Source organism: Acidovorax sp. sif1233, assembly GCF_019218755.1.
Classification (GTDB): Bacteria; Pseudomonadota; Gammaproteobacteria; order Burkholderiales; family Burkholderiaceae_C; genus Acidovorax.
Genome location: NZ_JAHUWZ010000001.1, coordinates 486,612 through 509,289, shown reverse-complemented (window position 1 = coordinate 509,289; position 22,678 = coordinate 486,612). Strand labels below are relative to the sequence as shown.

General features: G+C 65.8%; 27 protein-coding genes and 1 tRNA gene. 6 read left to right on the top strand and 22 right to left on the bottom strand.

Annotated elements, in window-relative coordinates; genetic code table 11:
- Position 1: 1 nt before the first annotated feature.
- From coaE to KW843_RS02310, 3 genes are all read left to right on the top strand, one after another.
- Positions 2 to 622: a dephospho-CoA kinase gene (gene coaE / locus KW843_RS02320; RefSeq protein ID WP_218293471.1), complete on the top strand. Its 621-nt coding sequence runs from the start codon at positions 2 to 4 to the stop codon at positions 620 to 622.
- 85 nt (positions 623 to 707) lie between these two features.
- Positions 708 to 1,463, top strand: coding sequence for a cell division protein ZapD (gene zapD, locus KW843_RS02315; RefSeq protein ID WP_218293470.1), 756 nt, complete (start codon positions 708 to 710; stop codon positions 1,461 to 1,463).
- A gap of 40 nt (positions 1,464 to 1,503) precedes the next feature.
- Positions 1,504 to 1,731, top strand: a complete 228-nt coding sequence (locus KW843_RS02310; protein WP_218293469.1) for a DNA gyrase inhibitor YacG — start codon at positions 1,504 to 1,506, stop codon at positions 1,729 to 1,731.
- 89 nt (positions 1,732 to 1,820) lie between these two features.
- Here the strand turns inward: KW843_RS02310 and KW843_RS02305 are convergent, their stop codons facing one another.
- The 5 genes from KW843_RS02305 to KW843_RS02285 form a co-directional block, all read right to left on the bottom strand.
- Positions 1,821 to 2,300, bottom strand: a complete 480-nt coding sequence (locus tag KW843_RS02305) for an NUDIX domain-containing protein (protein ID WP_255594495.1) — start codon at positions 2,298 to 2,300, stop codon at positions 1,821 to 1,823.
- Positions 2,278 to 3,150 (bottom strand): ATP-binding protein, encoded by an 873-nt coding sequence (locus KW843_RS02300; protein WP_218293468.1) that lies wholly within the window; start codon positions 3,148 to 3,150, stop codon positions 2,278 to 2,280. The genes KW843_RS02305 and KW843_RS02300 overlap by 23 nt, the downstream gene beginning before the upstream one ends.
- Before the next feature lie 55 nt (positions 3,151 to 3,205).
- Positions 3,206 to 4,435, bottom strand: coding sequence for a bifunctional glutamate N-acetyltransferase/amino-acid acetyltransferase ArgJ (argJ, locus tag KW843_RS02295; protein ID WP_218293467.1), 1,230 nt, complete (start codon positions 4,433 to 4,435; stop codon positions 3,206 to 3,208).
- A gap of 145 nt (positions 4,436 to 4,580) precedes the next feature.
- Positions 4,581 to 7,337, bottom strand: coding sequence for a preprotein translocase subunit SecA (secA, locus tag KW843_RS02290; RefSeq protein ID WP_218293466.1), 2,757 nt, complete (start codon positions 7,335 to 7,337; stop codon positions 4,581 to 4,583).
- A 137-nt stretch (positions 7,338 to 7,474) separates the two neighbouring features.
- Complete coding sequence (locus KW843_RS02285) at positions 7,475 to 8,458, bottom strand: M23 family metallopeptidase (RefSeq protein ID WP_369641658.1); 984 nt, start codon at positions 8,456 to 8,458, stop codon at positions 7,475 to 7,477.
- Between the two features lie 31 nt (positions 8,459 to 8,489).
- Here KW843_RS02285 and KW843_RS02280 point away from each other — a divergent pair, with 31 nt between their 5' ends.
- Complete coding sequence (locus tag KW843_RS02280; RefSeq protein WP_218293464.1) at positions 8,490 to 8,789, top strand: hypothetical protein; 300 nt, start codon at positions 8,490 to 8,492, stop codon at positions 8,787 to 8,789.
- Positions 8,790 to 8,840: 51 nt separating this feature from the next.
- On the opposite strand, the gene KW843_RS02275 is transcribed toward KW843_RS02280, so the two are convergent.
- From KW843_RS02275 to petA, 6 genes are all read right to left on the bottom strand, one after another.
- A tRNA-Thr gene (locus KW843_RS02275) sits at positions 8,841 to 8,916 on the bottom strand.
- A gap of 52 nt (positions 8,917 to 8,968) precedes the next feature.
- Complete coding sequence (locus KW843_RS02270; RefSeq protein WP_218293463.1) at positions 8,969 to 9,517, bottom strand: ClpXP protease specificity-enhancing factor; 549 nt, start codon at positions 9,515 to 9,517, stop codon at positions 8,969 to 8,971.
- A 51-nt stretch (positions 9,518 to 9,568) separates the two neighbouring features.
- The gene (locus KW843_RS02265; RefSeq protein ID WP_007854512.1) at positions 9,569 to 10,180 is read right to left on the bottom strand and encodes a glutathione S-transferase N-terminal domain-containing protein; all 612 of its coding nucleotides are present in this window, start codon (positions 10,178 to 10,180) and stop codon (positions 9,569 to 9,571) included.
- 111 nt (positions 10,181 to 10,291) lie between these two features.
- Complete coding sequence (locus KW843_RS02260; RefSeq protein ID WP_218293462.1) at positions 10,292 to 11,053, bottom strand: cytochrome c1; 762 nt, start codon at positions 11,051 to 11,053, stop codon at positions 10,292 to 10,294.
- 17 nt (positions 11,054 to 11,070) lie between these two features.
- Positions 11,071 to 12,483: a cytochrome bc complex cytochrome b subunit gene (locus KW843_RS02255; protein ID WP_218293461.1), complete on the bottom strand. Its 1,413-nt coding sequence runs from the start codon at positions 12,481 to 12,483 to the stop codon at positions 11,071 to 11,073.
- 14 nt (positions 12,484 to 12,497) lie between these two features.
- Positions 12,498 to 13,097, bottom strand: a complete 600-nt coding sequence (gene petA, locus KW843_RS02250) for a ubiquinol-cytochrome c reductase iron-sulfur subunit (RefSeq protein ID WP_218293460.1) — start codon at positions 13,095 to 13,097, stop codon at positions 12,498 to 12,500.
- Between the two features lie 145 nt (positions 13,098 to 13,242).
- On the opposite strand from petA, the gene mscL reads away from it, so the two are divergent.
- Entirely contained in the window at positions 13,243 to 13,671 is a 429-nt protein-coding gene (mscL, locus tag KW843_RS02245; RefSeq protein WP_218293459.1) for a large conductance mechanosensitive channel protein MscL, read from the top strand.
- Between the two features lie 183 nt (positions 13,672 to 13,854).
- Here mscL and pdxA read toward each other — a convergent pair whose 3' ends face one another.
- Both pdxA and KW843_RS02235 read right to left on the bottom strand, forming a co-directional pair.
- Positions 13,855 to 14,883, bottom strand: a complete 1,029-nt coding sequence (gene pdxA / locus KW843_RS02240) for a 4-hydroxythreonine-4-phosphate dehydrogenase PdxA (protein ID WP_218293458.1) — start codon at positions 14,881 to 14,883, stop codon at positions 13,855 to 13,857.
- A 98-nt stretch (positions 14,884 to 14,981) separates the two neighbouring features.
- Positions 14,982 to 15,749, bottom strand: a complete 768-nt coding sequence (locus tag KW843_RS02235; protein WP_218293457.1) for a Nif3-like dinuclear metal center hexameric protein — start codon at positions 15,747 to 15,749, stop codon at positions 14,982 to 14,984.
- A gap of 138 nt (positions 15,750 to 15,887) precedes the next feature.
- On the opposite strand from KW843_RS02235, the gene KW843_RS02230 reads away from it, so the two are divergent.
- Positions 15,888 to 17,030 carry a S1C family serine protease gene (locus KW843_RS02230; protein ID WP_218293456.1) on the top strand — a complete coding sequence of 381 codons (1,143 nt, stop codon included), beginning with the start codon at positions 15,888 to 15,890 and terminating at the stop codon, positions 17,028 to 17,030.
- A 276-nt stretch (positions 17,031 to 17,306) separates the two neighbouring features.
- Here the strand turns inward: KW843_RS02230 and tatC are convergent, their stop codons facing one another.
- The 9 genes from tatC to hisF all read right to left on the bottom strand — a co-directional run bounded on the left by tatC (position 17,307) and on the right by hisF (position 22,658).
- Entirely contained in the window at positions 17,307 to 18,104 is a 798-nt protein-coding gene (gene tatC / locus KW843_RS02225; RefSeq protein WP_218293455.1) for a twin-arginine translocase subunit TatC, read from the bottom strand.
- 68 nt (positions 18,105 to 18,172) lie between these two features.
- Positions 18,173 to 18,637: a Sec-independent protein translocase protein TatB gene (gene tatB, locus KW843_RS02220; protein ID WP_218293454.1), complete on the bottom strand. Its 465-nt coding sequence runs from the start codon at positions 18,635 to 18,637 to the stop codon at positions 18,173 to 18,175.
- A gap of 44 nt (positions 18,638 to 18,681) precedes the next feature.
- Positions 18,682 to 18,918 (bottom strand): Sec-independent protein translocase subunit TatA, encoded by a 237-nt coding sequence (gene tatA / locus KW843_RS02215; protein ID WP_218293453.1) that lies wholly within the window; start codon positions 18,916 to 18,918, stop codon positions 18,682 to 18,684.
- A 106-nt stretch (positions 18,919 to 19,024) separates the two neighbouring features.
- On the bottom strand, positions 19,025 to 19,381 hold the full coding sequence (locus KW843_RS02210; RefSeq protein WP_218293452.1) for a histidine triad nucleotide-binding protein: 357 nt from the start codon (positions 19,379 to 19,381) through the stop codon (positions 19,025 to 19,027).
- A gap of 162 nt (positions 19,382 to 19,543) precedes the next feature.
- Positions 19,544 to 20,590, bottom strand: coding sequence for a patatin-like phospholipase family protein (locus KW843_RS02205; protein ID WP_218293451.1), 1,047 nt, complete (start codon positions 20,588 to 20,590; stop codon positions 19,544 to 19,546).
- Positions 20,583 to 20,969: a hypothetical protein gene (locus KW843_RS02200; protein WP_218293450.1), complete on the bottom strand. Its 387-nt coding sequence runs from the start codon at positions 20,967 to 20,969 to the stop codon at positions 20,583 to 20,585. The genes KW843_RS02205 and KW843_RS02200 overlap by 8 nt, the downstream gene beginning before the upstream one ends.
- Positions 20,966 to 21,340, bottom strand: coding sequence for a phosphoribosyl-ATP diphosphatase (locus KW843_RS02195; protein ID WP_218293449.1), 375 nt, complete (start codon positions 21,338 to 21,340; stop codon positions 20,966 to 20,968). The genes KW843_RS02200 and KW843_RS02195 overlap by 4 nt, the downstream gene beginning before the upstream one ends.
- Before the next feature lie 5 nt (positions 21,341 to 21,345).
- Positions 21,346 to 21,744: a phosphoribosyl-AMP cyclohydrolase gene (hisI, locus tag KW843_RS02190; RefSeq protein ID WP_218294405.1), complete on the bottom strand. Its 399-nt coding sequence runs from the start codon at positions 21,742 to 21,744 to the stop codon at positions 21,346 to 21,348.
- Positions 21,745 to 21,857: 113 nt separating this feature from the next.
- On the bottom strand, positions 21,858 to 22,658 hold the full coding sequence (gene hisF, locus KW843_RS02185; protein WP_057228899.1) for an imidazole glycerol phosphate synthase subunit HisF: 801 nt from the start codon (positions 22,656 to 22,658) through the stop codon (positions 21,858 to 21,860).
- Positions 22,659 to 22,678 lie beyond the last annotated feature (20 nt).

The following is a 22,678-nucleotide window of genomic DNA, read 5'->3' as shown; positions in this document are numbered from 1 at the left end:
GATGAATCCACGCAAGCATCCCTTGCGTCTGGGCCTGACCGGTGGCATTGGCAGCGGCAAGAGCACGGTGGGCCATGTGCTGGCCTCCCTGGGCGCCAGCCTGATCGACGCGGACCAGATCGCCCGTGAGGTCACAGGCCCGCACGGAGCGGCCATGGAGGCCATCCGCGCGACTTTCGGCAGCGACTTCGTGGATGCCACCGGGGCGCTGGACCGGGGCCGCATGCGTGCACTGGCCTTCAGCCGGCCGGAGGCACGGGCCCAGCTCGAAGGGATCGTGCACCCGCTCGTCACCCTTCACGGCAATTTGAAGGCCGAGCAGGCGGCGCACGAGGGCCATGCGCTGATCGTGTTCGATATTCCGCTGCTGGCGGAATCCGGTCGTTGGGCCCGCAGGCTGGACGCGGTGCTGGTGGTCGATTGCTCTGCTGAAACGCAGATCGAACGCGTCATGCAGCGCAACGGCCTGACACGGGAGGTGGTGCTGGGCATCATTGCGTCGCAAGCCAGCCGCCCGGCCCGGCGGGCCGTCGCAGATGCCGTGATTGCCAACGGCAGGGATTGCACGCTGGAGAACCTGCACGCGCAAACCCGGCAGGCAGCGGCGCTGTTCGGGCTATGATGCGAACGAAACCGTTTGTGCTTTCACTCCATGCCGTGCGCCACCGGCGTCAGAATACCCCCTGAGCCCCCAGGAACCCGCCAGCGTGATCCTTTACGAATATCCCTTTAACGAGCGTCTCAGAACCTATCTGCGGCTTGAGCAGTTGTTTCGCCGGTTGGGGGAATTGATACCCCGCTCCCACGCGCTCGATCATCACTTCGCGCTGGTCACGATCTTCGAGATCATGGACGTCGCAGCGCGGGCCGACCTGAAGTCGGACGTGCTCAAGGACATCGAGAAGCACAAGCACCAGCTCGACAGCTACCGGGGCAACCCCTCGATCTCCGAAGTGGCGCTGGATGCGATCATCGCCCAGCTGGACCGCTGTTTCACCGCGCTCAATACCCAGTCCGGCAAGTCGGGCCACTCGCTCACGGAAAACGACTGGCTGATGAGCATCCGCAGCCGGGTCGGCATTCCAGGGGGTACCTGCGGCTTTGACCTGCCCGCCTACTACGCGTGGCAGCACCATGCGCCCGCCGTGCGGCAGCAGGCGCTCGAGGAATGGGCGTCCACACTGGCCCCCCTCGCTGAATCCATCTACGTGCTGCTCAAGCTGCTGCGCGATTCCGGCGTGCCCCAGAAGGTGGCTGCCGAGCGAGGCCAGTTCCAGCAGAATCTGCCGCAGGGGCGCACATTCCAGTTGCTGCGCCTGCGCATCGATCCTGCCCTGGACCTGATTCCCGAAATCAGCGGCAACCGCCTCATCGTCTCGGTGCGGCTCATGCGGCTGGAGGGCGATGGACGCCTGCACGCCTGCAGCGAGGACGCTGCGTTTGAACTGACCCTGTGCGCCTGAGGCTCGGCGCTGGGTCGTGATTTGAGGACGACGACGAGACATGGCCGCTCCCGCCCCCCGCCCCGATGCGGCAACCGCCGCCCGCACCGTGACCTGCCCCACCTGCGGTGGAGACAGCGTCTACAGCCCTGCCAATGCCTACCGCCCGTTCTGCAGCGAGCGCTGCAAGCAGGTCGACCTCGGTGCCTGGGCAAGCGAGGATTTCCGGATGCCCGCAGAGGCCCCGCCCACCGATGCGCAGTACGGCGATCCACGCCTGCAACACTGACCCCGGCTGGCAGGCCAGCCGCATCTTCAGGGAAATCGCCGCCCAGCGCCCGATCTGCATGCGCAAATAGCTATTAATTCAATAGCAGTCTACGGAGGTGGCGGCGAAAACTCCACGCCCCGCTCCTGCGCAAGCCACTGCAGAACCGGGTAGGCACCTGGCAAGACAGGCGATACCGTCAGCGGAATCTGCTGCCATTGCATGGCCTGCCCTTCACGCATCTCGAACTGTCCCGACCACTCCCACACCTTGCACCAGTGCAGGCGCACCAGGGCATGCGGGTAGTCGTGCTCCGTGACTTTCCATACGCTGGCCGCCCCAATGGTCACGCCCAGCTCCTCGATCAATTCGCGGCGCAGTGCCTGCTCCACGGTTTCGCCCGCCTCCAGCTTGCCGCCCGGAAACTCCCAGTACCCGGCATAGGGCTTGCCCGGCGGGCGGGTGGACAACAGCATGGCGCCATCGGCGCGCAGCAGGATGCCCACCGCGACCTCCGTGTGCTTTCGGCTGGCTTGCGGGGCGGGAGCCAGGGGCGTGGTTGCGGAATCAACCACTGTGCCGTCCCGCATAGTCGCGCGCGAACTGGTAGGCCACGCGGCCGCTGCGCGAGCCGCGCTCCAGCGCCCAGACGAGTGCCTCGGGCCGCGCGGCCGTGATCGCGGCCCCGGACACCCCCAGGGAGGACAGCCATTGGGCCACGATGGTCAGGTACTCCTCCTGGCTGAAGGGGTAGAAGCTCACCCACAGGCCGAACCGCTCCGACAGCGAAATCTTCTCTTCCACCACTTCGCCGGGGTGCACTTCGCCATCCTCGGTGTGGGTGTAGGTGAGGTTTTCCGCCATGTACTCAGGCAGCAGGTGGCGCCGGTTGCTCGTCGCGTAGATCAGCACATTCGGCGTGGCCGCCGCCACCGAACCGTCGAGGATCGACTTCAGGGCCTTGTAGCCCGGCTCGCCCTCCTCAAAGCTCAGGTCGTCGCAGAACACGACGAATTTCTCTGGCCGGTCGGACACCACGTCCACGATGTCGGGCAGGTCGACAAGGTCGGCCTTGTCCACTTCGATCAGGCGCAGGCCCCGCCCCGCATAGGCATTGAGGCAGGCCTTGATGAGCGAGGACTTGCCGGTGCCGCGGGCGCCGGTCAGCAGCACGTTGTTGGCGGGCTTGCCCTGCACGAACTGCTCCGTGTTGCGCGCGATCCTCTCCTTCTGCCCGTCGATTTCCTTGAGGTCCGACAGCTGCATGCCGGCAACATGGCGCACGGGTTCCAGGGTGCCGTGGCCACTGCTGCGCTTGCGGTAGCGCCAGGCAATCGAGCCCGACCAGTCGGGCGCGCCCAGCGGCTGGGGCAGCACGGATTCAATGCGGGCGATCAGTTGCTCGGCCCGCTCGATCAGGTGTTCAAATTTTTCGTTCATTTTCGCCTGCAGCGCCTGTGGATAAAGCGCTAGCAGCTATCAAGTCAGGAGTTAATCACGAACGGTAGTCCGCATTGATGGTCACGTATTCGTGGCTGAAATCACAGGTCCACACCGTGTCGGACACGCTGCCCCGGCCCAGCAGGACACGCACGGTGATCTCGCTTTGCTTCATCACGCGCTGCCCATCCTCCTCGCGGTAGGCCGGATTGCGGCCGCCCTTGACCGCCACATGCACATCGTCCAGGTACAGGTCGATGCCGGTCTGGTCCAGATCATCGATGCCGGCATACCCCACGGCCGCGAGGATACGGCCCAGGTTCGGGTCGCTGGCATAGAACGCTGTCTTGACCAGGGGCGAATGGGCGATGGCGTACGCCACCTTGCGGCATTCGTCACCCGTCTTGCCACCTTCCACCCGGACGGTGATGAACTTGGTGGCTCCCTCGCCGTCGCGCACGATGGCCTGGGCGAGCTTTTGCGACACCGCCAGCATCGCTGCCTTCAGGGCCTGGCCCTCGGCGCTGGCCAGGGAAGCGATGGGCGCATGCGCGGCCTTGTTGGTGGCCACCACCACGAACGAGTCGTTGGTCGATGTGTCGCCGTCGATCGTGACCCGGTTGAAAGAGCCATCGGCCAGTTCGCGGGCCAGCTGCTGCATCACGGCCGGGGCCACACAGGCGTCCGTGGCCATGAAGCCGAGCATGGTGGCCATATTGGGCCGGATCATGCCGGCGCCCTTGCTGATGCCGGTGATGGACACCGTGGCGCCGCCAATCTGCACCTGCGCGGAGAACGCCTTGGGCAGCGTGTCGGTGGTCATGATGCCTTCCGCCGCACGGGCCCAATGGCCGGGCTGCGCGTCGGCAATCGCGGCGGGCAGGCCGGCCTCGATGCGGTCGCTGGGCAGGGGTTCCATGATCACGCCGGTGGAGAACGGCAGGATCTGCTCGGGCGCCACGCCGAGCTGGCGCGCGAGCGCGCCGCAGGTGGCCCGCGCACGCGCCAGGCCATCGGCCCCCGTGCCCGCATTGGCATTGCCGGTGTTGACCACCATCGCACGGATCGCCTGGCCGGCGGCAAGGTGGTCGCGGCTGATCTGCACCGGTGCGGCGCAAAAACGGTTCTGCGTGAACACGCCCGCCACGCTGGCGCCCTCGTCCAGCAGGAACACGGTGAGGTCCTTGCGATGGGCCTTGCGAACACCGGCTTCGGCAACACCAATGCGGACGCCGGCGATCGGGTGCAGATCGGCGGCCACGGGGGCGACAAGATTGACAGGCATGGGAGACAGGGCCTTTCTGATAAAAACTGCGGCCGATTATCCGGAAAACCGTGGCCTGCCAATGAAAACACGGGCCGAAGCCCGTGTCATGTAAATCCACAGGCGTGGTTTCAACGCCTGCACGCGGGGGCGGTGCCCCGGGGCCTCAGGCCAGCTTGCCGTGGCACTGCTTGTACTTCTTGCCGCTGCCACAAGGGCAGGGGTCGTTGCGGCCCACGCGCATGCCTTCGGGCAGGTTCAGGCCGTCGCCGGGCTGCGCGCCCGCGGTGGTCTCCACCTCCCCCGTTTCGGTGGGGGCGGTATAGGTCACGTTGGCAATGCTCTCGCCGCGGCTTTCCATGTCCTGCGCAGCCTGGTCGAGCTGGGCCTGCGACTGCACCTGCACGGTCATGAGGATCTTGGTGACCTCGTTCTTGACCTGGTCAATCAGCTGGCGGAACAACTCGAACGCCTCCCGCTTGTACTCCTGCTTGGGCTGCTTTTGCGCGTACCCGCGCAGGTGGATGCCCTGGCGCAGGTAGTCCAGCGCGCTCAGATGGTCGCGCCAGTTGGAGTCAAAGCTCTGCAGCAGCACCATGCGCTCGAACTGGGTGAAGTTCTCGCGCCCGACCTGTTCCACCTTGCCGTCAAAGGAGGCATGGGCGGCCGCCAGAACCTTGTCCAGGATCTCGTCGTCGGTGATGGCGCTGGCACCCTGCACCTGCTGCTGCAGGGCAATGGACACCTGCCATTCGTCCACCAGCGCCTTCTCCAGCGCCGCGAGGTCCCATTGTTCTTCCACCGACTCGGCCGGCACGTACTGGCGCACCAAGTCGGTCATGCAGTCTTCGCGCATCGCGGCGATCACGTCCGACAGGTCGGATGCGTCCAGGATGTCATTGCGCTGCTGGTAGATCACCTTGCGCTGGTCATTGGCCACGTCGTCGTATTCCAGCAATTGCTTGCGGATGTCGAAGTTGCGGGCCTCGACCTTGCGCTGGGCCGATTCGATGCTGCGCGTCACGATGCCGGCCTCGATGGCCTCGCCATCGGGCATCTTCAGGCGGTCCATGATCGCCTTGACGCGGTCGCCCGCGAAGATGCGCATCAGCGAATCGTCCAAGCTCAGGTAAAAGCGCGAGGAACCGGGGTCGCCCTGGCGGCCCGAGCGGCCACGCAGCTGGTTGTCGATACGGCGTGATTCGTGGCGCTCGGTGGCGATGATGCGCAGGCCGCCCAGTGCCTTGACCTTCTCGTGGTCGATCTTCCACTGCTCGCGCAAGGCGCTGACCTTGGCGGCGCGGTCGGCTTCGGACAGGCTTTCATCGGCTTCGATGGCCGCCACGTCCTTTTCGATGTTGCCGCCCAGCACGATGTCGGTACCACGGCCCGCCATGTTGGTGGCGATGGTGATCATGCCCTCGCGGCCGGCCTGGGCCACGATGTCCGCCTCTCGGGCGTGCTGCTTGGCGTTGAGCACCTGGTGCGGCAGGCCTTCCTTGTTCAGGAGCTGGTCGATGATCTCGGAGTTCTCGATCGACGTGGTGCCCACCAGCACCGGCTGGCCGCGCTCATGGCATTCGCGGATGTCCTTGATGGCCGCTTCGTACTTCTCGCGCGTGGTCTTGTACACGCGGTCGAGCTGGTCGTCCCGGCGGCTCGGGCGGTTCGGAGGGATCACGGTCGTTTCCAGGCCGTAGATCTCCTGGAACTCGTAGGCCTCGGTGTCGGCCGTGCCGGTCATGCCCGCGAGCTTGTTGTACAGGCGGAAGTAGTTCTGGAACGTGATGGAGGCCAGCGTCTGGTTCTCGGCCTGGATGTTCACGCCTTCCTTGGCCTCGACGGCCTGGTGCAGGCCTTCGCTCCAGCGGCGGCCCGACATCAGGCGGCCGGTGAACTCATCCACGATCACGATCTCGCCGTTCTGCACCACGTAGTGCTGGTCGCGGTGGTACAGGTGGTTGGCCCGGAGCGCCGCATACAGGTGGTGCATCAGCGTGATGTTGGCCGGGTCGTACACCGAGGCGCCCTCGGCGATCAGGCCGTGGCTGGCCAGGATGCGCTCGGCGCTCTCGTGACCCTGCTCGGTCAGGAACACCTGGTGGGTCTTTTCGTCCAGCGTGAAGTCGCCCGGCTTGGTCACGCCCTCGCCCGTGCGCGGATCGGCTTCGCCTTCCTGGCGCACCAGCAGCGGCACCACCTTGTTCATGGCGATATACATGGCCGTGTGGTCTTCGGCCTGGCCACTGATGATCAGGGGCGTGCGCGCCTCGTCGATCAGGATCGAGTCCACCTCGTCGACGATGGCGAAGTTCAGGCCCTGCTGCACGCGGTCCTGTGCTTCATAGACCATGTTGTCGCGCAGGTAGTCAAAGCCGTATTCGTTGTTCGTGCCGTAGGTGATGTCGGCGCGGTAGGCTTCCTGCTTTTGCTCGCGCGGCATGTTGGGCAGGTTGATGCCCACCGTGAGGCCCAGGAAGTTGTACAGCCGGCCCATCCATTGCGCGTCGCGGTTGGCCAGGTAGTCGTTCACGGTCACCACATGCACGCCCTTGCCCGACAAGGCATTGAGGTACACCGGCAAGGTCGCGGTGAGGGTCTTGCCCTCACCCGTGCGCATTTCGGAAATCTTGCCAAAGTGCAGCGCCATGCCGCCCAGCAATTGCACATCGAAGTGGCGCATCTTCATGATGCGCTTGGAGCCCTCGCGGACCACCGCGAAAGCCTCCGGGAGGATATCGTCCAGCGACTCGCCCTTGGCTACACGGTCCTTGAACTCCTGCGTCTTGGCGCGAAGCTGCTCGTCCGACAGCTTTTCGTAGTCGGGCTCCATCGCATTGATGCGGATCACCGTCTTGCGGTACTGCTTGAGGAGCCGGTCATTGCGGCTGCCGAATAGTTTGGTGAGGAAGTTGGTGGCCATGCGAACAGGACCGCTTGCCCGCTGCAATCAGCGCGCCAAGCGACCGAAATCCCTAAGATGAATTGAGTTCAGGTGGGTCCATCGCCATGGATTGCAAGCTCCTTGCAATCCCGGGCCTGAACACCGGACCCGCGATTTTACCTGCCCGCTGCGGGCACGGCCGGCTGGCCGGGCGATGCGCGGGGCTGGACCGCCGCAACCTGCGCCGCGGGGCCCGCGCCGCCCGCGCTCAGAAACTTCTGCGGGTCCTGGAAAACACCCTGCACCAGCACCTCGAAATGCAGATGGGGGCCCGTGGAACGCCCCGTGGTCCCCACCTCCGCGATCTTCTGGCCACGGCGCACGATGTCCCCCTGCTTGACCAGGGTGCGCGATGCGTGGGCGTAGCGCGTGACCAGCTGGTTGCCGTGGTCCACCTCGATCATGTTGCCGTAGGCGGGGTGGTATTCCTGCGTCACCACCACGCCACCGGCAGCGGCCAGGATGGGCGTACCCGTATCGGCCTGGAAGTCGAGCCCCGTGTGCAGCGCCGACTGGCCCGTGATCGGGTCCACCCGCCAGCCAAAGGACGAGCCGGGCACGCGGCCGGTCACCGGCGCATGGGTGGGAATCATCTTCTTTCGGATGTGCTGGTCGAATAGGCGCGATTCGAGCACCGTCATCAGGTCCACCCGCTGGTTGGTCAGGCGCTCCAGCTCATCGAGCGTGGACTGCAGCTCCTCCATCGACAGATTGCGCGCGCTCACGAGCACGCCCCCCCGGGCATCCGATTTCTGGATATCGGAGGGCGCCATGCCCGCCAGGCCTAGCACGCGGTCGCCCAGCGATTCCAGCTGCACCATGCGGGCCTGCATCTCGCCGACACGGCGGGCCATCGCATCCAGGTTGGCGCGCATGAACCGGTCCCGCTCGGCAAACTCGTCCTTCACGACCAGCCGGACCAGCGAGCCCACGATCGGCCAGCCTTCGCGCGCGCCCTTGAGGAAAACCCAGTGGTAGAGCGTCGCAGCCACCAGCATGAGGCACAGCGACAGCGCCAGCCCGGCCAGCAGCAGGCGTGTGCCCGACAGGTGAATGGCCCGGCTGCGCGCCAGCCTGGCGTCCGTGATAATCAGATGCACTACGAATTCTCCACGCCCGAAGACGCACACCATGAACCGCCGCCACTACGCCGTCAGCCTGCAGCAGGCCAGCGAGGACTCTCCCACGCTGGCCAAGCTCACAGCGCTGACACGCGATTCCAGTGATCGGCTCAAGGCCATTGAAATGCTGATTCCTGCGGCGCTGCGTCCCACGGTCCAGGCGGGGCCCATCGATGGGGACTCCTGGTGCCTGCTCGTCAAGAGCAATGCCGCAGCGGCAAAAATACGCCAGCTGCTGCCTGCTCTGCAGGCGCATTTGCGCAGCCGGGGGTGGGAGGTTAACGCGATTCGCCTGAAAGTTCAAACCTGACGGCCTGCGCCAGGGTCGGGGTCGGGGAATGCGTGGGAGACACCAGGGACATGGTGCCGGTTGTCGGAATCGAACTGACGACCTACCGCTTACAAGGCGGGTGCTCTACCAACTGAGCTAAACCGGCGAAGGCTGCATTTTATAGTGGAAAAAGCAGCCTCAAAAAAATGCTGGGGCCGTTATTTGACCCGCTTGAGAGAAGGCCGGGCACCACCCGCTGCCGGGGGAGGCCGCGGCGCGTCGCCGCCGTCGCCGTCCTTCTTGCCATCGTCGGAGGGCACCAGTTGGACCACGCGGTCCTCGGGAGCGGGCACCGCGCCGGCCGCCACCACATCCTGCGCCGATGGCAATGCCTGCGGCAGCGCTGGAGCCTCCGGGCCCGCACCGCTGCTGCCAGCGAGCACATCCACCGGGGGAGGAAACGCCATGCCCTGGCCGTTTTCACGGGCATAGATGGCGATGACCCGGCCCACGGGCACCAGGATCTCGCGCGGCTTGCCGCCGAAGCGGGCCTTGAACTCGATGAAATCGTTGCCCAGCTGCAAGGCGCTCGTCGCGTCAAAGCTGATGTTCAGGACGATCTCGCCATCCTTCACGTACTCGCGCGGCACTTGCACGGAATCGTCCACGCGCACGGCCACATAGGGCGTGAGCCCGTTGTCGGTGCACCACTCGTACAGGGCACGAATGAGGTACGGGCGCGTGGAGGTGGATTCCTGTGCGGTCATGAAGATGGGTGGCTGCTGCGGTAGATGAAGAGAAATTGGGCAGGCCGCAGATTACTTGCGCATGACCTTTTCGGACGGCGTCAGCGCTTCGATGTAGGCAGGGCGCGAGAAGATGCGCTCGGCGTACTTGAGCAGCGGCGCCGCGTTCTTGGACAGGTCGATGCCGTAGTAGTCCAGGCGCCACAGCAACGGGGCAATCGCCACGTCCAGCATGGAGAAGTTGTCGCCCAGCATGTACTTGTTCTTGAGGAACACGGGGGCCAGCTGCGTGAGACGGTCGCGGATGTGGGCGCGCGCCTTTTCCAGCGCCTTTTCGTTGCCCTTGGTGGCGCGCGACTCCAGGATGTTCACGTGCACGAACAGTTCCTTCTCGAAGTTGAGCAGGAACAGGCGCACGCGGGCGCGGTCAACCGGGTCGCCGGGCATCAGCTGGGGGTGCGGGAAGCGCTCGTCGATGTACTCATTGATGATGTTCGACTCGTACAGGATCAGGTCGCGCTCGACCAGGATGGGCACCTGGCCGTACGGGTTCATCACGCTGATGTCTTCGGGCTTGTTGTACAGGTCCACATCGCGGATTTCAAAGTCCATGCCTTTTTCGAACAGGACGAAGCGGCAGCGGTGGGAGAAGGGACAGGTCGTACCCGAATAAAGCACCATCATGGTGGGAGGCTCCTAAAAATCAAAAGAGTGGGACGCCAAAAGCGCCCACTCTGCAAACAATCCGGCGGCACCCCGAAGGGCGCCTTCTCATGGGTCTACGGCTCGTGCTGCTTACTTCACATCCTTCCAGAAGGCTGCGTTCAGCCTCCAGGCGATGATGGTGAAGAAGCCGAGGAAGATCAGCACCCACACCCCCACGCGCACGCGGGTGTTCTGGGCGGGCTCACCCATCCACTGCAGGTAGTTCACGAGGTCGCCCACGGTCTGGTCGAACTGCAGCGGGGTCATCGTGCCTGGCTTGACCTGCTCCCAGCCCTTGAACACCTGGGTCTTGTGGCCATGGCTCTCGTGCTCTTCGAACACGGGGCGGCGGTCGCCCTGCATTTCCCACAGCACATGGGGCATGCCCACGCTCGGGAAAGCCAGGTTGTTCCAGCCGGTGGCCTTGGTGTCGTCGCGGTAGAACGTGCGCAGGAAGGTGTAGAGGTAGTCGGCACCCGTGCCGCCGTGGCCGGCGCGCGAACGCGCGATCACGGTCAGGTCCGGCGGGTTGGCGCCGAACCATTCCTTGGCCTGCTTGGGATCGATGGACGCCTTCATGGTCTCGCCGACCTTGTCGGTCGTGAACAGCAGGTTGTCCTTGATCTGCTGCTCGGTCAGGCCGATGTCGCGCAGGCGGTTGAAGCGCATGAAGGCAGCCGAATGGCAGCTCAGGCAGTAGTTGACGAATACCTTGGCGCCGTTTTGCAGGGAGGCCAGGTCGTTGGTCTTGTTGGGCGCCTTGTCCCAGGCGATGGTGTCACCACCCGAGGCGTGGGCGGCACCGGCCGCCAGGCCCACCGCGGCGATCAGCGTGAGGATGAGTTTCTTCATTGTTGTTGTCTCCAGGCTCAGTGCGCCACAAAGGTCACGCGGTCGGGCACTGCCTTGGCCTCGCCAATGCGGCTCCACCAGGGCATCAGCAGGAAGAAGCCGAAGTAGAACAGCGTGCCCACTTGCGATACGCGTTCGCCGATGGGAGACGGGGGCTGCACGCCCAGGTAGCCCAGGATCAGGAAGATGATCACGAAGACGCCATACAGGTACTTGTGCCAGTCCGGACGGTAGCGGATCGACTTGACCGGGCTGTGGTCCAGCCAGGGCAGGAAGAACAGGATGACCACGGCACCGCCCATCACCACCACGCCCCAGAACTTGGCGTCGATGGACAGCATCATCGCGATCACGACCACAGCCGCACCCGCGATGCCCACCTTGATGAAGCTGGGCAGCTTCGCCTTGAGCACGCCAAAGCCCGCACCGGCCACCACGCACAGGACCAGCACGTACATCATTTCGGTGGTGATGGCACGCAGCATCGAATAGAACGGCGTGAAGTACCAGACCGGCGCGATGTGCGCGGGCGTCTTGAGCGGATCCGCGGGGATGAAGTTGTTGTACTCGAGGAAGTAGCCGCCGAACTCGGGCGCGAAGAACACCACCGCCGTGAAGGCCATCAGGAACATGGACAAGGCAAAGATGTCATGCACCGTGTAGTAGGGATGGAAAGGCACGCCGTCGAGCGGCTTGCCATTGGCATCCTTGGGCGCCTTGGGGCCCTTGATTTCCACGCCGTCGGGATTGTTGGAACCCACATCGTGCAGCGCCAGCAAGTGCGCCACCACCAGGCCGAGCAGCACCAGCGGCACGGCGATGACGTGGAAGCTGAAGAAGCGGTTCAGCGTGGCGTCGCCCACCACGTAGTCGCCACGGATCAGCAGCGCGAGGTCAGGACCGATGAAAGGGATGGCCGCGAACAGGTTCACGATCACCTGGGCGCCCCAGTACGACATCTGGCCCCAGGGCAGCAGGTAGCCCATGAAGGCTTCCGCCATCAGGCACAGGAAGATGGCGCAGCCGAAGATCCAGACCAGCTCGCGCGGCTTGCGGTAGCTGCCGTAGATGAGGCCACGGAACATGTGCAGGTACACCACCACGAAGAACGCCGACGCGCCCGTGGAGTGCATGTAGCGGATCAGCCAGCCCCAGGGCACATCGCGCATGATGTACTCGACCGACGCGAACGCCAGGCTGGCATCGGGCTTGTAGTGCATGACCAGGAAGATGCCGGTCACGATCTGGATCACCAGCACGACCAGCGCCAGCGAGCCGAAGATGTACCAGAAGTTGAAGTTCTTCGGAGCGTAGTACTCCGACATGTGCACCTTGTAGGCGTCGAAAGCGGTCGGGAAGCGGTTCTCGAACCAGTTCGTGACCTTGGCGCCCGCCGAGGCGTTGGGAGAGATTTCCTTGAATTCAGCCATGTCGTCGTGCTCCTTCAAGCCTTCTTGTCTTCACCGATCAGCAGGCGCGTCTCGGTAAGGTACATGTGGGGGGGCACTTCGAGGTTGTCGGGTGCGGGCTTGTTCTTGAAGACGCGGCCGGCCATGTCGAACGTGGAGCCGTGGCAGGGGCACAGGAAACCGCCCTTCCAGTCGTCGGGCAGCGACGGCTGGGCGCCGGGCTGGAACTTGTCGGAGGGCGAGCAGCCCAGGTGCGAGCAGATGCCCACGCCCACGAAGATTTCCGGCTTGATGGAGCGGGCTTCGTTGCGCGCGTACTCGGGCGTGAGTTCGGAAGGCTTGCGTTCAGACTTGGGATCCGCGAGCTGGCCATCGAGCTTGGGCAGCTCGGCGAGCTGCTCGGGCGTACGCTTGATGATCCAGACGGGCTTGCCGCGCCACTCCACAGTGACTTTTTCTCCGGGCTTGAGGGCGGAAATATCCACCTCGACGGCAGCACCGGCGGCTTTGGCGCGCTCGGAGGGCTGAAAAGTACTCACGAAAGGTACGGCGGTTGCCACGCCGCCCACCGCACCAGCACAGCCGGACGCGATCAGCCACGTCCGTTTGCTGGAGTCGATTGGAGTGTCACTCATGGGGATCCTCGATGAACATCGCTAGATTGGGGTCAACCGCGAATTGTAGCGGAGTGAAAATGGTTATTTCAAAGTGAGGGACTGTCTTGACAGGCCACCGCTCCGGGCAATACTCCGGGATCACCATTCACACAAGGAGCACAACATGGGGATGATGCAGGAGTTCAGGGAGTTCGCGGTCAAGGGCAATGTGATTGACCTCGCCGTGGGCGTCATCATTGGGGGGGCCTTCGGCAAGATCGTGGACTCGGTCGTGTCGGACCTGATCATGCCGGTGGTCGGGCTGGTGTTCGGCAAGCTCGATTTTTCCAACCTGTTCGTGGTGCTGGGCACAGTGCCGCCGGGCACCGCCATGACGCTGGACGCCCTCAAGAAGGCAGGCGTGCCGGTGTTTGCCTACGGCAACTTCCTGACCGTGGCCGTCAATTTCATCATTCTGGCGTTCATCATCTTCATGATGATCAAGCAGATCAACCGCCTCAAGCGCGAAGCCCCCGCTGCCCCCGAAGCCCCGGCCGCGCCACCGGAAGACATCGTGCTGCTGCGCGAGATCCGGGACAGCCTGAAGAGATAGCCCCCTGAGGCGCTGCGCGCCTCCCCACGGGGGACGCGCCCGGTGGCCTGGCAAAGCCGGCTCCACGGGTGCGCTGGCGTGAGGTGCACCGGTTTCGCGGGTGGCGCTGGTTTGGTGCCACTCTCTCGATTGCTATATAAACAGTAGCATTCAGCGCTTTACCATCAAGCGCCAGCGTGCAATTCACTCACACAGCGCCCGCGCCATGCGCACCGCCTCGATGAGGCTCGCGGCGTCGGCCACGCCCTGCCCCGCGATGTCGAACGCCGTGCCATGGTCGGGGCTGGTACGCACCAGCGGCAGGCCCAGGGTCACGTTCACGCCCTTGTCCACGCCCAGGTACTTCACCGGGATGAGGCCCTGGTCGTGGTACATCGCGACAACCACGTCGAACTCGCCAGCGCGTGCGGGTGTGCTGCGCGCACGCATGAACACCGTGTCCGGCGCGAACGGGCCGTGCACGTCCAGGCCCTGCGCCCGCGCCGCGGCAATGGCCGGTGCAATCACCTCCACTTCCTCGCGCCCGAACAGCCCGCCCTCGCCCGCGTGAGGATTGAGCCCCGCCACCGCCATGCGCGGCGCGCGGCCCAGGCTGCGCGCCAATGCGGCGTGCGTGATCTGCAGGGTCTGCAGCACATTGCCTGGCGTGACCGCGTCGATGGCGTCGCGCAGCGACACGTGGATGCTGACCAGCACCGTGCGCAGCTCGTCGCTGGCGAGCATCATGCGCACGGGCATCTGCGCCAGTGCCACGCCCTGGTGCGCAGCGGCCTCGGCCTGCAGCAGCTCGGTATGGCCCGGGAAAGCGACGCCGGCGGCCGACAGCGCCTCCTTGTGCAGCGGCGCCGTCACCAGGCCCGCCACCTCGCCCCGGAGCGCTGCCCGCGCGGCCCAGACCACGCTGTCGGCCGCCGCCCGCCCCGCCTCGGCGCTGATCCGCCCCCAGGGCTGCGGCCCCGGGATGCCGGGCAGGGCCAGCACCGGAATGCAGCGGGGAGGCATCGCCAGGGCCTGCGCCGCCGCCGCGATCTGCGCCACCGGCACGGCCGGAACGCCGGGGCGCACGATGGCCTGCGCCGCACGGCGCAGCGTGGCGACGTCGCCCACCACGAAACAGCCCTGCAGGTCCTGGGGCGCATCGCGGAAGGCCTTGGCGACGATCTCGGGGCCGATGCCTGCGGGATCGCCTTGGGTGATGGCCAGTGGTGTCATGGGGATGGAATGGAAATGGAATCAGCGTCCAGCGCCGGAGGGAAAAGCGCCAAATGCTATTGATTAAATAGCAATATCACCAAAAGGCTTCGCGGCCCTCAGGCCGGGTTGGGGATTTCGATGAACACATGCTCCAGGCCCAGCTGCCCGGACACGTGCGCGGCGACGGCCGGCGCTCCGTAGCGCTCGGTGGCGTGGTGCCCCGCCGCGATGAAACACACGCCCATCTCGCGTGCCAGATGGGCCTGGGGCTCCGAAATCTCCCCGGTGATGAAGGCATCCGCCCCCGCGGCAATCGCTGATTCGAAGTAGCCCTGGGCGCCGCCCGTGCACCAGGCCACGCGGCCCAGAGGCTGCTGCCGCTGCGCGCCCGCCGCCTCGGGCTGCACGAGGGTCACGGCCCGTCCCAGTGCCCGGGCCACGTGGTCGGCCAGCGCCTGGCCGTCGGCGAAGGCCGCCGGCGCGGAGAATCCCAGGTCCTGCTCCCCGAACCGCGCATCGGCGGCAAGGCCCAGCACGCGCCCCAGCTGGGCGTTGTTGCCCAGTTCGGCGTGCGCATCCAGCGGCAGGTGGTACGCGAACAGGTTGATGTCGTGCGCCAGCAGCAGCTGCAGCCGCTGCTTCATCCAGCCCGTCACCCGGCCGTCCTGGCCACGCCAGAACAGGCCATGGTGCACGAAGATGGCATCGGCCCGCTCGCGGATGGCCGCCTCGATCAGGGCGCGGCTGGCCGTCACGCCACTCACGATGCGGCGGACTTCGGCCTTGCCCTCGACCTGCAGGCCGTTGGGACCGTAGTCCTTGAAACGCTCGGGCTGCAGCAGGCTGTCGAAGGCCTGCAGAAGGTGGGTGCGTGAAATGCTCATGCGGCTATTGTCGCGCGCGCCGGCGGTCCCAGTTGGGGGACAATGTGCCCGCAGAGGCGGCCAGGGCCTGCCGTGCAGGCCGAAAGCCCCAGCCCCACACCCCCTTCCGCCCCATCCTCATCGGTACAGAAGAATTTCATGAAGCGCATCTGGTTGCTGTTTTCCCAGGCCGTGACGGTGTTCGTTGCCGCCTATTTCGTCGTCGCCACGCTGCAGCCGAGCTGGCTGGGCCGGGGCGCCACCACGCGCTCGGGCGCGGGCATCGCGCTGCTGGAGGCTCCCGCGACCACCGCCAGCCCGCAGCCAGCGGCGGGAAGCTTCAGCGCTGCCGCGCGCCAGGCCGCGCCCGCGGTGGTCAGCATCAATACCAGCAAGGCCGTGCGCCATCCGCGCAGCAACGACCCCTGGTTCCAGTTCTTCTTTGGCGACCAGGGCGCGCAGGCGCAGGCCGGGCTGGGCAGCGGCGTGATCGTGAGCCCCGACGGCTACATCCTCACCAACAACCACGTGGTGGAGGGCGCCGACGAGATCGAGGTGACGCTGACCGACAGCCGCCGCGCCCGCGCCCGCGTGATCGGCACCGACCCCGACACCGACCTGGCCATCCTCAAGATCGAACTCGACAAGCTGCCCGTCATCGTGCTGGGCAACTCGGACGTGCTCGCCGTGGGCGACCAGGTGCTGGCCATCGGCAACCCGTTCGGCGTGGGCCAGACGGTGACCAGCGGCATCGTGAGCGCGCTGGGCCGCACGCAGCTGGGCATCAACACCTTCGAGAACTTCATCCAGACCGACGCGGCCATCAACCCCGGCAACTCGGGCGGCGCGCTGGTGGACGTGAACGGCAACCTCATGGGCATCAACACCGCGATCTACTCGCGCTCGGGCGGCAGCATGGGCATCGGCTTTGCGATCCCCGTGTCCACCGCGCGGCTGGTGCTGGACGGCATCGTGAAGGACGGCCAGGTCACGCGCGGCTGGATCGGCGTGGAGCCCAACGAGCTCTCCCCCGAGCTGGCCGAGACCTTCGGCGTGAAGGCCACCGAGGGCGTGATCATCACCGGCGTGCTGCAGGACGGCCCTGCGGCCCAGGCCGGCATGCGGCCCGGCGACGTGATCGTGCGCGTGGATGGAAAAAACGTGGGCAATGTGTCCGAACTGCTGACCGCCGTGGCGGGGCTCAAGCCTGGAACCGTGGCCCCGTTCAACGTGCAGCGCGGCGACAAGCTGGTGGAGCTGAGCATCAACCCTGGCGTGCGCCCAAAGCCGAGAAAGAGGTAACAAGCCCCGCGCCGCCGCGCGGCGCCCTCAACAGGGGCGCCGCGGACGGCCCGGCGAAACCCGCGTTCCATGGCCCCTGGCTGGCTGCGCGCCAGTTCCCACCGATGGCCACGCAGCTGCGGCCGCACTGCGGCGCACTATCAAAAAAATAGCTGCCAACGCTTGACGGACAAGCGCTGGCAGCTATTTTTATCTGGATATTCCTTGCGGAGCAGGAGGCCCGGGGCTCCCAGTGCAACCCCGCCTTCCAGCGCGCCACGGCGGCGCGCCGATCGATCAGGACGACGCGGAGGCGGATTCCTCGGTGTCCTCAGGCGCCTTGGTGTGCTTGATGAAGATCTGCGCGGCCCAGATGCCCACTTCGTACAGCAGGCACATGGGCACGGCCAGCGACAGCTGCGAGACCACGTCCGGCGGCGTGACGACGGCGGCGATCACGAACGCCAGCACGATGAAGTAGCCGCGGAACTCGCGCAGCTTCTGCACGCTCACGATGCCCATGCGGGCCAGCACCACCACGGCGATGGGCACCTCGAACGCCAGGCCGAACGCGAGGAACATCGACAGCACGAAGCTCAGGTAGGCCTCGATGTCTGGCGCGGCCGTGATGCTCTTGGGCGCGAAGCTCTGGATGAACGCAAACACCTGCCCGAACACGAGGTAGTAGCAGAACGCCACCCCGATGAAGAACAGCAGCGTGCTGGAGACCACCAGCGGCAGCACCAGCTTCTTCTCGTGCGAGTACAGGCCCGGCGCCACGAAGGCCCACACCTGCCACAGCACGAAGGGCAATGCCAGCAGGAAGGCCGACATCAGCAAAATCTTGAGCGGCACCATGAACGGCGAGATCACCGAGGTGGCGATCAGCGTGGCGCCCTTGGGCAGGTGGGCCACCAGCGGCGCCGCCAGGAAGTCGTACAGCGCGCCAGGGCCGGGAAAGAAGAACAGGATCGCCGCCGCGATGGCGATGGCAATGAGCGCCTTGACCAGCCGGTCGCGCAGCTCCATCAGGTGCTGCACGAAGGGCTGCTCGGTACCGGCCAGCTCGTCTTCTTTGGAGGGGGTTTCGGACATATTGGGTTTTCAGGGGCGTGGAGGCCGCCCATGCAGCGCGCACGGCACGCCGCGCCGCATCGTCGTCATCAATGGAATTTCTGGGGGCGGTAGCGCGCGACGCGCGCCGCGCCGGACTGCGCCTTCGTGCGCACGCCACTGCGGGACTTGTACCACTGGGGCACCGCGCCCCGCTTGAGGCGCCAGTTCTTGCCAGGGTGCTTGTAGGCCGGCACCACGGGCGCCTGCGGCTCGTGCAGGTCGGCGTTGCTGGTCTCCGTGGCCGAGGCCCAGTCCTTCTCGAACTCGCTGGCGCTGGTCTGGATGGAGTTGTGCACGTCGCGTGCGGCGGTCTCCACCGTGTCCTTCATTTTCTTGAGCTCATCGAGCTCCATGGACCGGTTCACCTCGGCCTTCACGTCGGACACGTAGCGCTGGGCCTTGCCCAGCAGCGTACCCACTGTGCGGGCCACGCGCGGGAGCTTCTCCGGCCCGATGACGATGAGTGCCACCGCGCCGATCAGCGCCATCTTGGACAGGCCAATATCAATCATGGGTCAGGCGAAAAGGCATGCGGGGGCCGGTGCGGACGGCGCGCTCAGCTCTTTTGCTTGGCTTCGACATCGATGGTGGTCTTGTCGGCCGCCGGGTTGTTGGCAACCTGGCCTGCGGGAGGGGTGGCGGGGGCATCGGCCGAACCGTCCTTCATGCCGTCCTTGAAGCCCTTGACGGCGCCCCCGAGGTCGGAGCCCATGTTCTTGAGCTTCTTGGTGCCGAACACCATGACGACGATCAGCAGCACGATCAGCCAGTGCCAGATGGAAAAAGAGCCCATGGAATATCTCCTAACGAATTGCAGTCATTTTAGACGGGGGCCGCGACCGAAGTCCGACGCCCTTGCCCGCCAGCGGGAAACTATCGGCACGCGCCGTCAGCCTGGTTCAGCCTTTGAGCCACGGGCGGGGGCCGCCCATCACGTGAACATGCAGGTGGTGGATTTCCTGCCCGCCTTCAAGCCCCGTGTTTACCACGACGCGAAAGCCACCCTCGGGGTACGGGTTGCAGCCCTGCTCCAGGGCCAGCCGGGGCGCCAGCGCCATCATGCGCCCCAGAACTCCCGCATCGTCTGCGGTGACCTGCGCCATCGAAGGGACATGCCGCTTGGGCACCATCAGAAAGTGCACCGGCGCCCAGGGGTGGATGTCGTGGAAGGCGAAGATCTCCTCGTCCTCATAGACCTTCTTCGAAGGAATCTGGCCCGCGATGATCTTGCAGAAAAGGCAGTTCGGATCGTGCATGAGAAAAATGTCGGTACGAAGTTAACAGTTCACCGGGCGCTGCTCAACCCCAAGCCATTGCCACCGGGGCGCCCCAGGCCGGCGCCACCGTGGAACTGGCTCCGCCAGGCCACGGGTGGCGTCCCCCCGAGGTGGAAGGCGCCGCAGGCGACACAGGGGGCTTCAAGCATTGTCAGCGATCTTGATGGTCGGGCGCACGCCCACATCCTTGCGGTGCGCATGCAGCCATTCCTGTCCGGCCGTGCGGCCCAGGGCGAACAGCTTGCGCACGAAGGCCAGGTCCGCGCGCATCTTGCTGTCGGCGCCGAACGGGGCGAGCACCGAGCCGCCGTCGATGCGGTGCATGCGCACGCTCTTGTAGCGGCGCGGGTCGAGCTTGCCCTCGGCGAGCAGGCGGCGCACGAACTCGATGGCGCGCATCTCGGCCAGCAGGCTGGCGTTGAAGGTGACCTCGTTCATGCGTTCCATGATCTCGGCGCCGGAATGCGGCAGCTCCAGGTGCTCGATGGGGTTGATCTGCACGAGCAGGATGTCCGAGGCCTCGGTCTGGTAGATCAGCGGGTGCAGCGCGGGGTTGCCCGAGTAGCCGCCGTCCCAGTAGTGCTGGCCGTCGATCTCCACGGCCTTGAACATCAGCGGCAGGCAGGCTGAGGCCATCACGGCATCGGCGCTGAGCCTGGGGCCCGAGAAGATCTCGCCCCGCCCCGTGCGCACGTTGGTGGCGCAGACGAACACCTTGGGCCCGCCCGCCGCGCTGCTGGCGCGCCGCGCGGTGCACAGCAGGTCGAAATCCACCTCGCGCTCCAGCAGGCGGCGCAGCGGGTTGATGTCCAGCGGGTTGGTCTGGTAGGGCGACAGCCACTGCCGCATCAGCCCCATCATGGGGTTGGCGGCCGACAGCGGCGAACCCCACATCAGGCTGCCCAGCGTGCCCACGCCTTCCCACAGGCGGGTGAGCGTCTCGCGCGCCTGCTGGCAGCCCGCCAGGTGGGCTTCGTGCGGGTCCTTGTGTTCGTGTGCGGCCTTGGCAAAGCCGTGTGCCAGGGCCACGGCGTTCATGGCTCCGGCGCTGGTGCCACTCACGCCCTCGAAGTGCCACTGCCCGTCCTCGAGCAGCGCATCCAGCACGCCCCAGGTCAGCGCGCCGTGCGAGCCGCCGCCCTGCAGGGCCAGGTTCAGGCGGGGGAGCGGCGCGCCAGGCTCAGGCATCCACGGCCTGGTTCTTGCTCATGGCCAGCATGCCGCGCACGATGCGGTACAGGAACCACAGCGAAATGACGCCCCAGGCGATCCAGCCCGGCGCGATCAGCAGCAGCCACAGCGGCGACGTGACCGCGTACAGCACGCCGGCCCACAGCACGGACCGGATGCGCCAGGAAAAATGGTTGGCCTGCCAGGTGCCTTCGGCATCTCCGCGCTTGACCAGATCCAGCACCAGCGCAATCAAGAGCAGCACCAGGCTGCCCTGCGCCCCCGGAAGGACGGCGCCCACCGCCACGATCAGGTGCAGCACATAGCTGACCCAGCCGATGTTCTTGAGGCCCTGCGCCTTCTGGCTGGTGGTCTGCACGTCGACGATATCGTTCATGGGGAACCCTCCTGGGTGGCGCGCGCAACGGCCTTGCGCAAGGCTTTTTCCTCGATGCCGCTGGTGCCCTCGCGGCGCTCCAGCTCGGCCAGCACGTCGGCGGGCGTGAGGCCATAGTGGGCCAGCGCCACCAGGGAGTGGAACCACAGGTCCGCCACCTCGTAGACGAGCTTGGACTTGTCGGCGCCGTGGTCCACGTCCTTGGCGGCCATGACGACCTCGGTGGCTTCCTCGCCGATCTTCTTCAGGAACGCGTCCGGCCCCTTGTGCAGCAGGCGCGAGACGTAGCTCTTCTCGGGATCGCCGCCGTTGGCCGGCTTGCGGCTTTCAATCACATCGGCCAGGCGTGCGAGGGAATCGTTGGAACTCATGGCTCTTACTTGTAGATGGATTCAGGGTCTTTCAAGACCGGATCGACCGCCTGCCAGGCGCCATCCTTGAGCACGCTGAAAAAGCAGCTGTGGCGGCCCGTGTGGCAGGCGATGCCGGGCTCGTGGCCCAGCTGGGTCACCTTGAGCAGCACCACGTCGTTGTCGCAGTCCAGGCGGATTTCATGCACCGTCTGCACGTGGCCGGACTCCTCGCCCTTGAACCACAGCTTGCCGCGCGAGCGGCTGAAATACACGGCGCGGCCGAGCTCCGCGGTTTTCTCCAGCGCCTCGCGGTTCATCCACGCAAACATCAGCACGTCGCCCGTGCCCTGCTCCTGCGCGATCACGGGCACCAGGCCCTGCGCATCCCATTTCACTTCGTTGAGCCAGTTCATGGGCGGGATTGTCGGCGATTTGGATCGCCGGGAACGTGCGTGCCCCCGGATTTACTCAGTCTTTTGGGCATCTGGCGCTTTTCCATCAAGCGCCGACAGCTATTCTTTTAATAGCAATTGCTTCACAGCCGCACGGGAATGCCGCGTTCGGCCATGCGCGCCTTGGCCTGGCCCACGGTGTATTCGCCGTAATGGAAGATGCTGGCCGCCAGCACCGCGTCGGCTCCACCGGTCTGGATGCCGTCGGCCAGGTGGTCGAGGTTGCCCACGCCGCCCGAGGCGATCACGGGCACGCTCACGGCGTCACTGACGGCGCGGGTCAGCTCCAGGTCAAAACCTGCCTTGGTGCCGTCGCGGTCCATGCTGGTCAGCAGGATTTCGCCCGCGCCGCGCTGCGCCATCTCGGTGGCCCAGGCAATGGCATCCAGGCCCGTGTTCTTGCGCCCGCCGTGGCTGTAGACATCCCAGCCCGCGCCCACGGGCTGGCCGTGGGCGCCGATGCGCTGGGCATCCTCGGCCGAGCGGCGTTTGGCGTCGATGGCCACCACGATGCACTGCGCGCCATACTTGGCCGACACGGCGTTGATCACCTCGGGGTTGGCGATGGCGGCCGAGTTGAAGCTGGTCTTGTCCGCACCCGCATTGAGCAGCCTGCGCACGTCTTCCACGGTGCGCACGCCGCCGCCCACGGTGAGGGGAATGAACACCTGGCTGGCCACCGCCTCGATGATGTGCAGGATCAGGTCGCGGCCATCGCTGGTGGCGGTGATGTCCAGAAATGTGAGTTCGTCGGCGCCCTGGGCGTTGTAGCGCGCAGCGATCTCGACGGGGTCGCCCGCGTCGCGCAGTTCGACAAAATTGACGCCCTTGACCACGCGGCCTCCGGTGACGTCGAGGCAGGGGATGATGCGTTTGGCGAGCATGTCGGTCAGTCAGTCAGCGA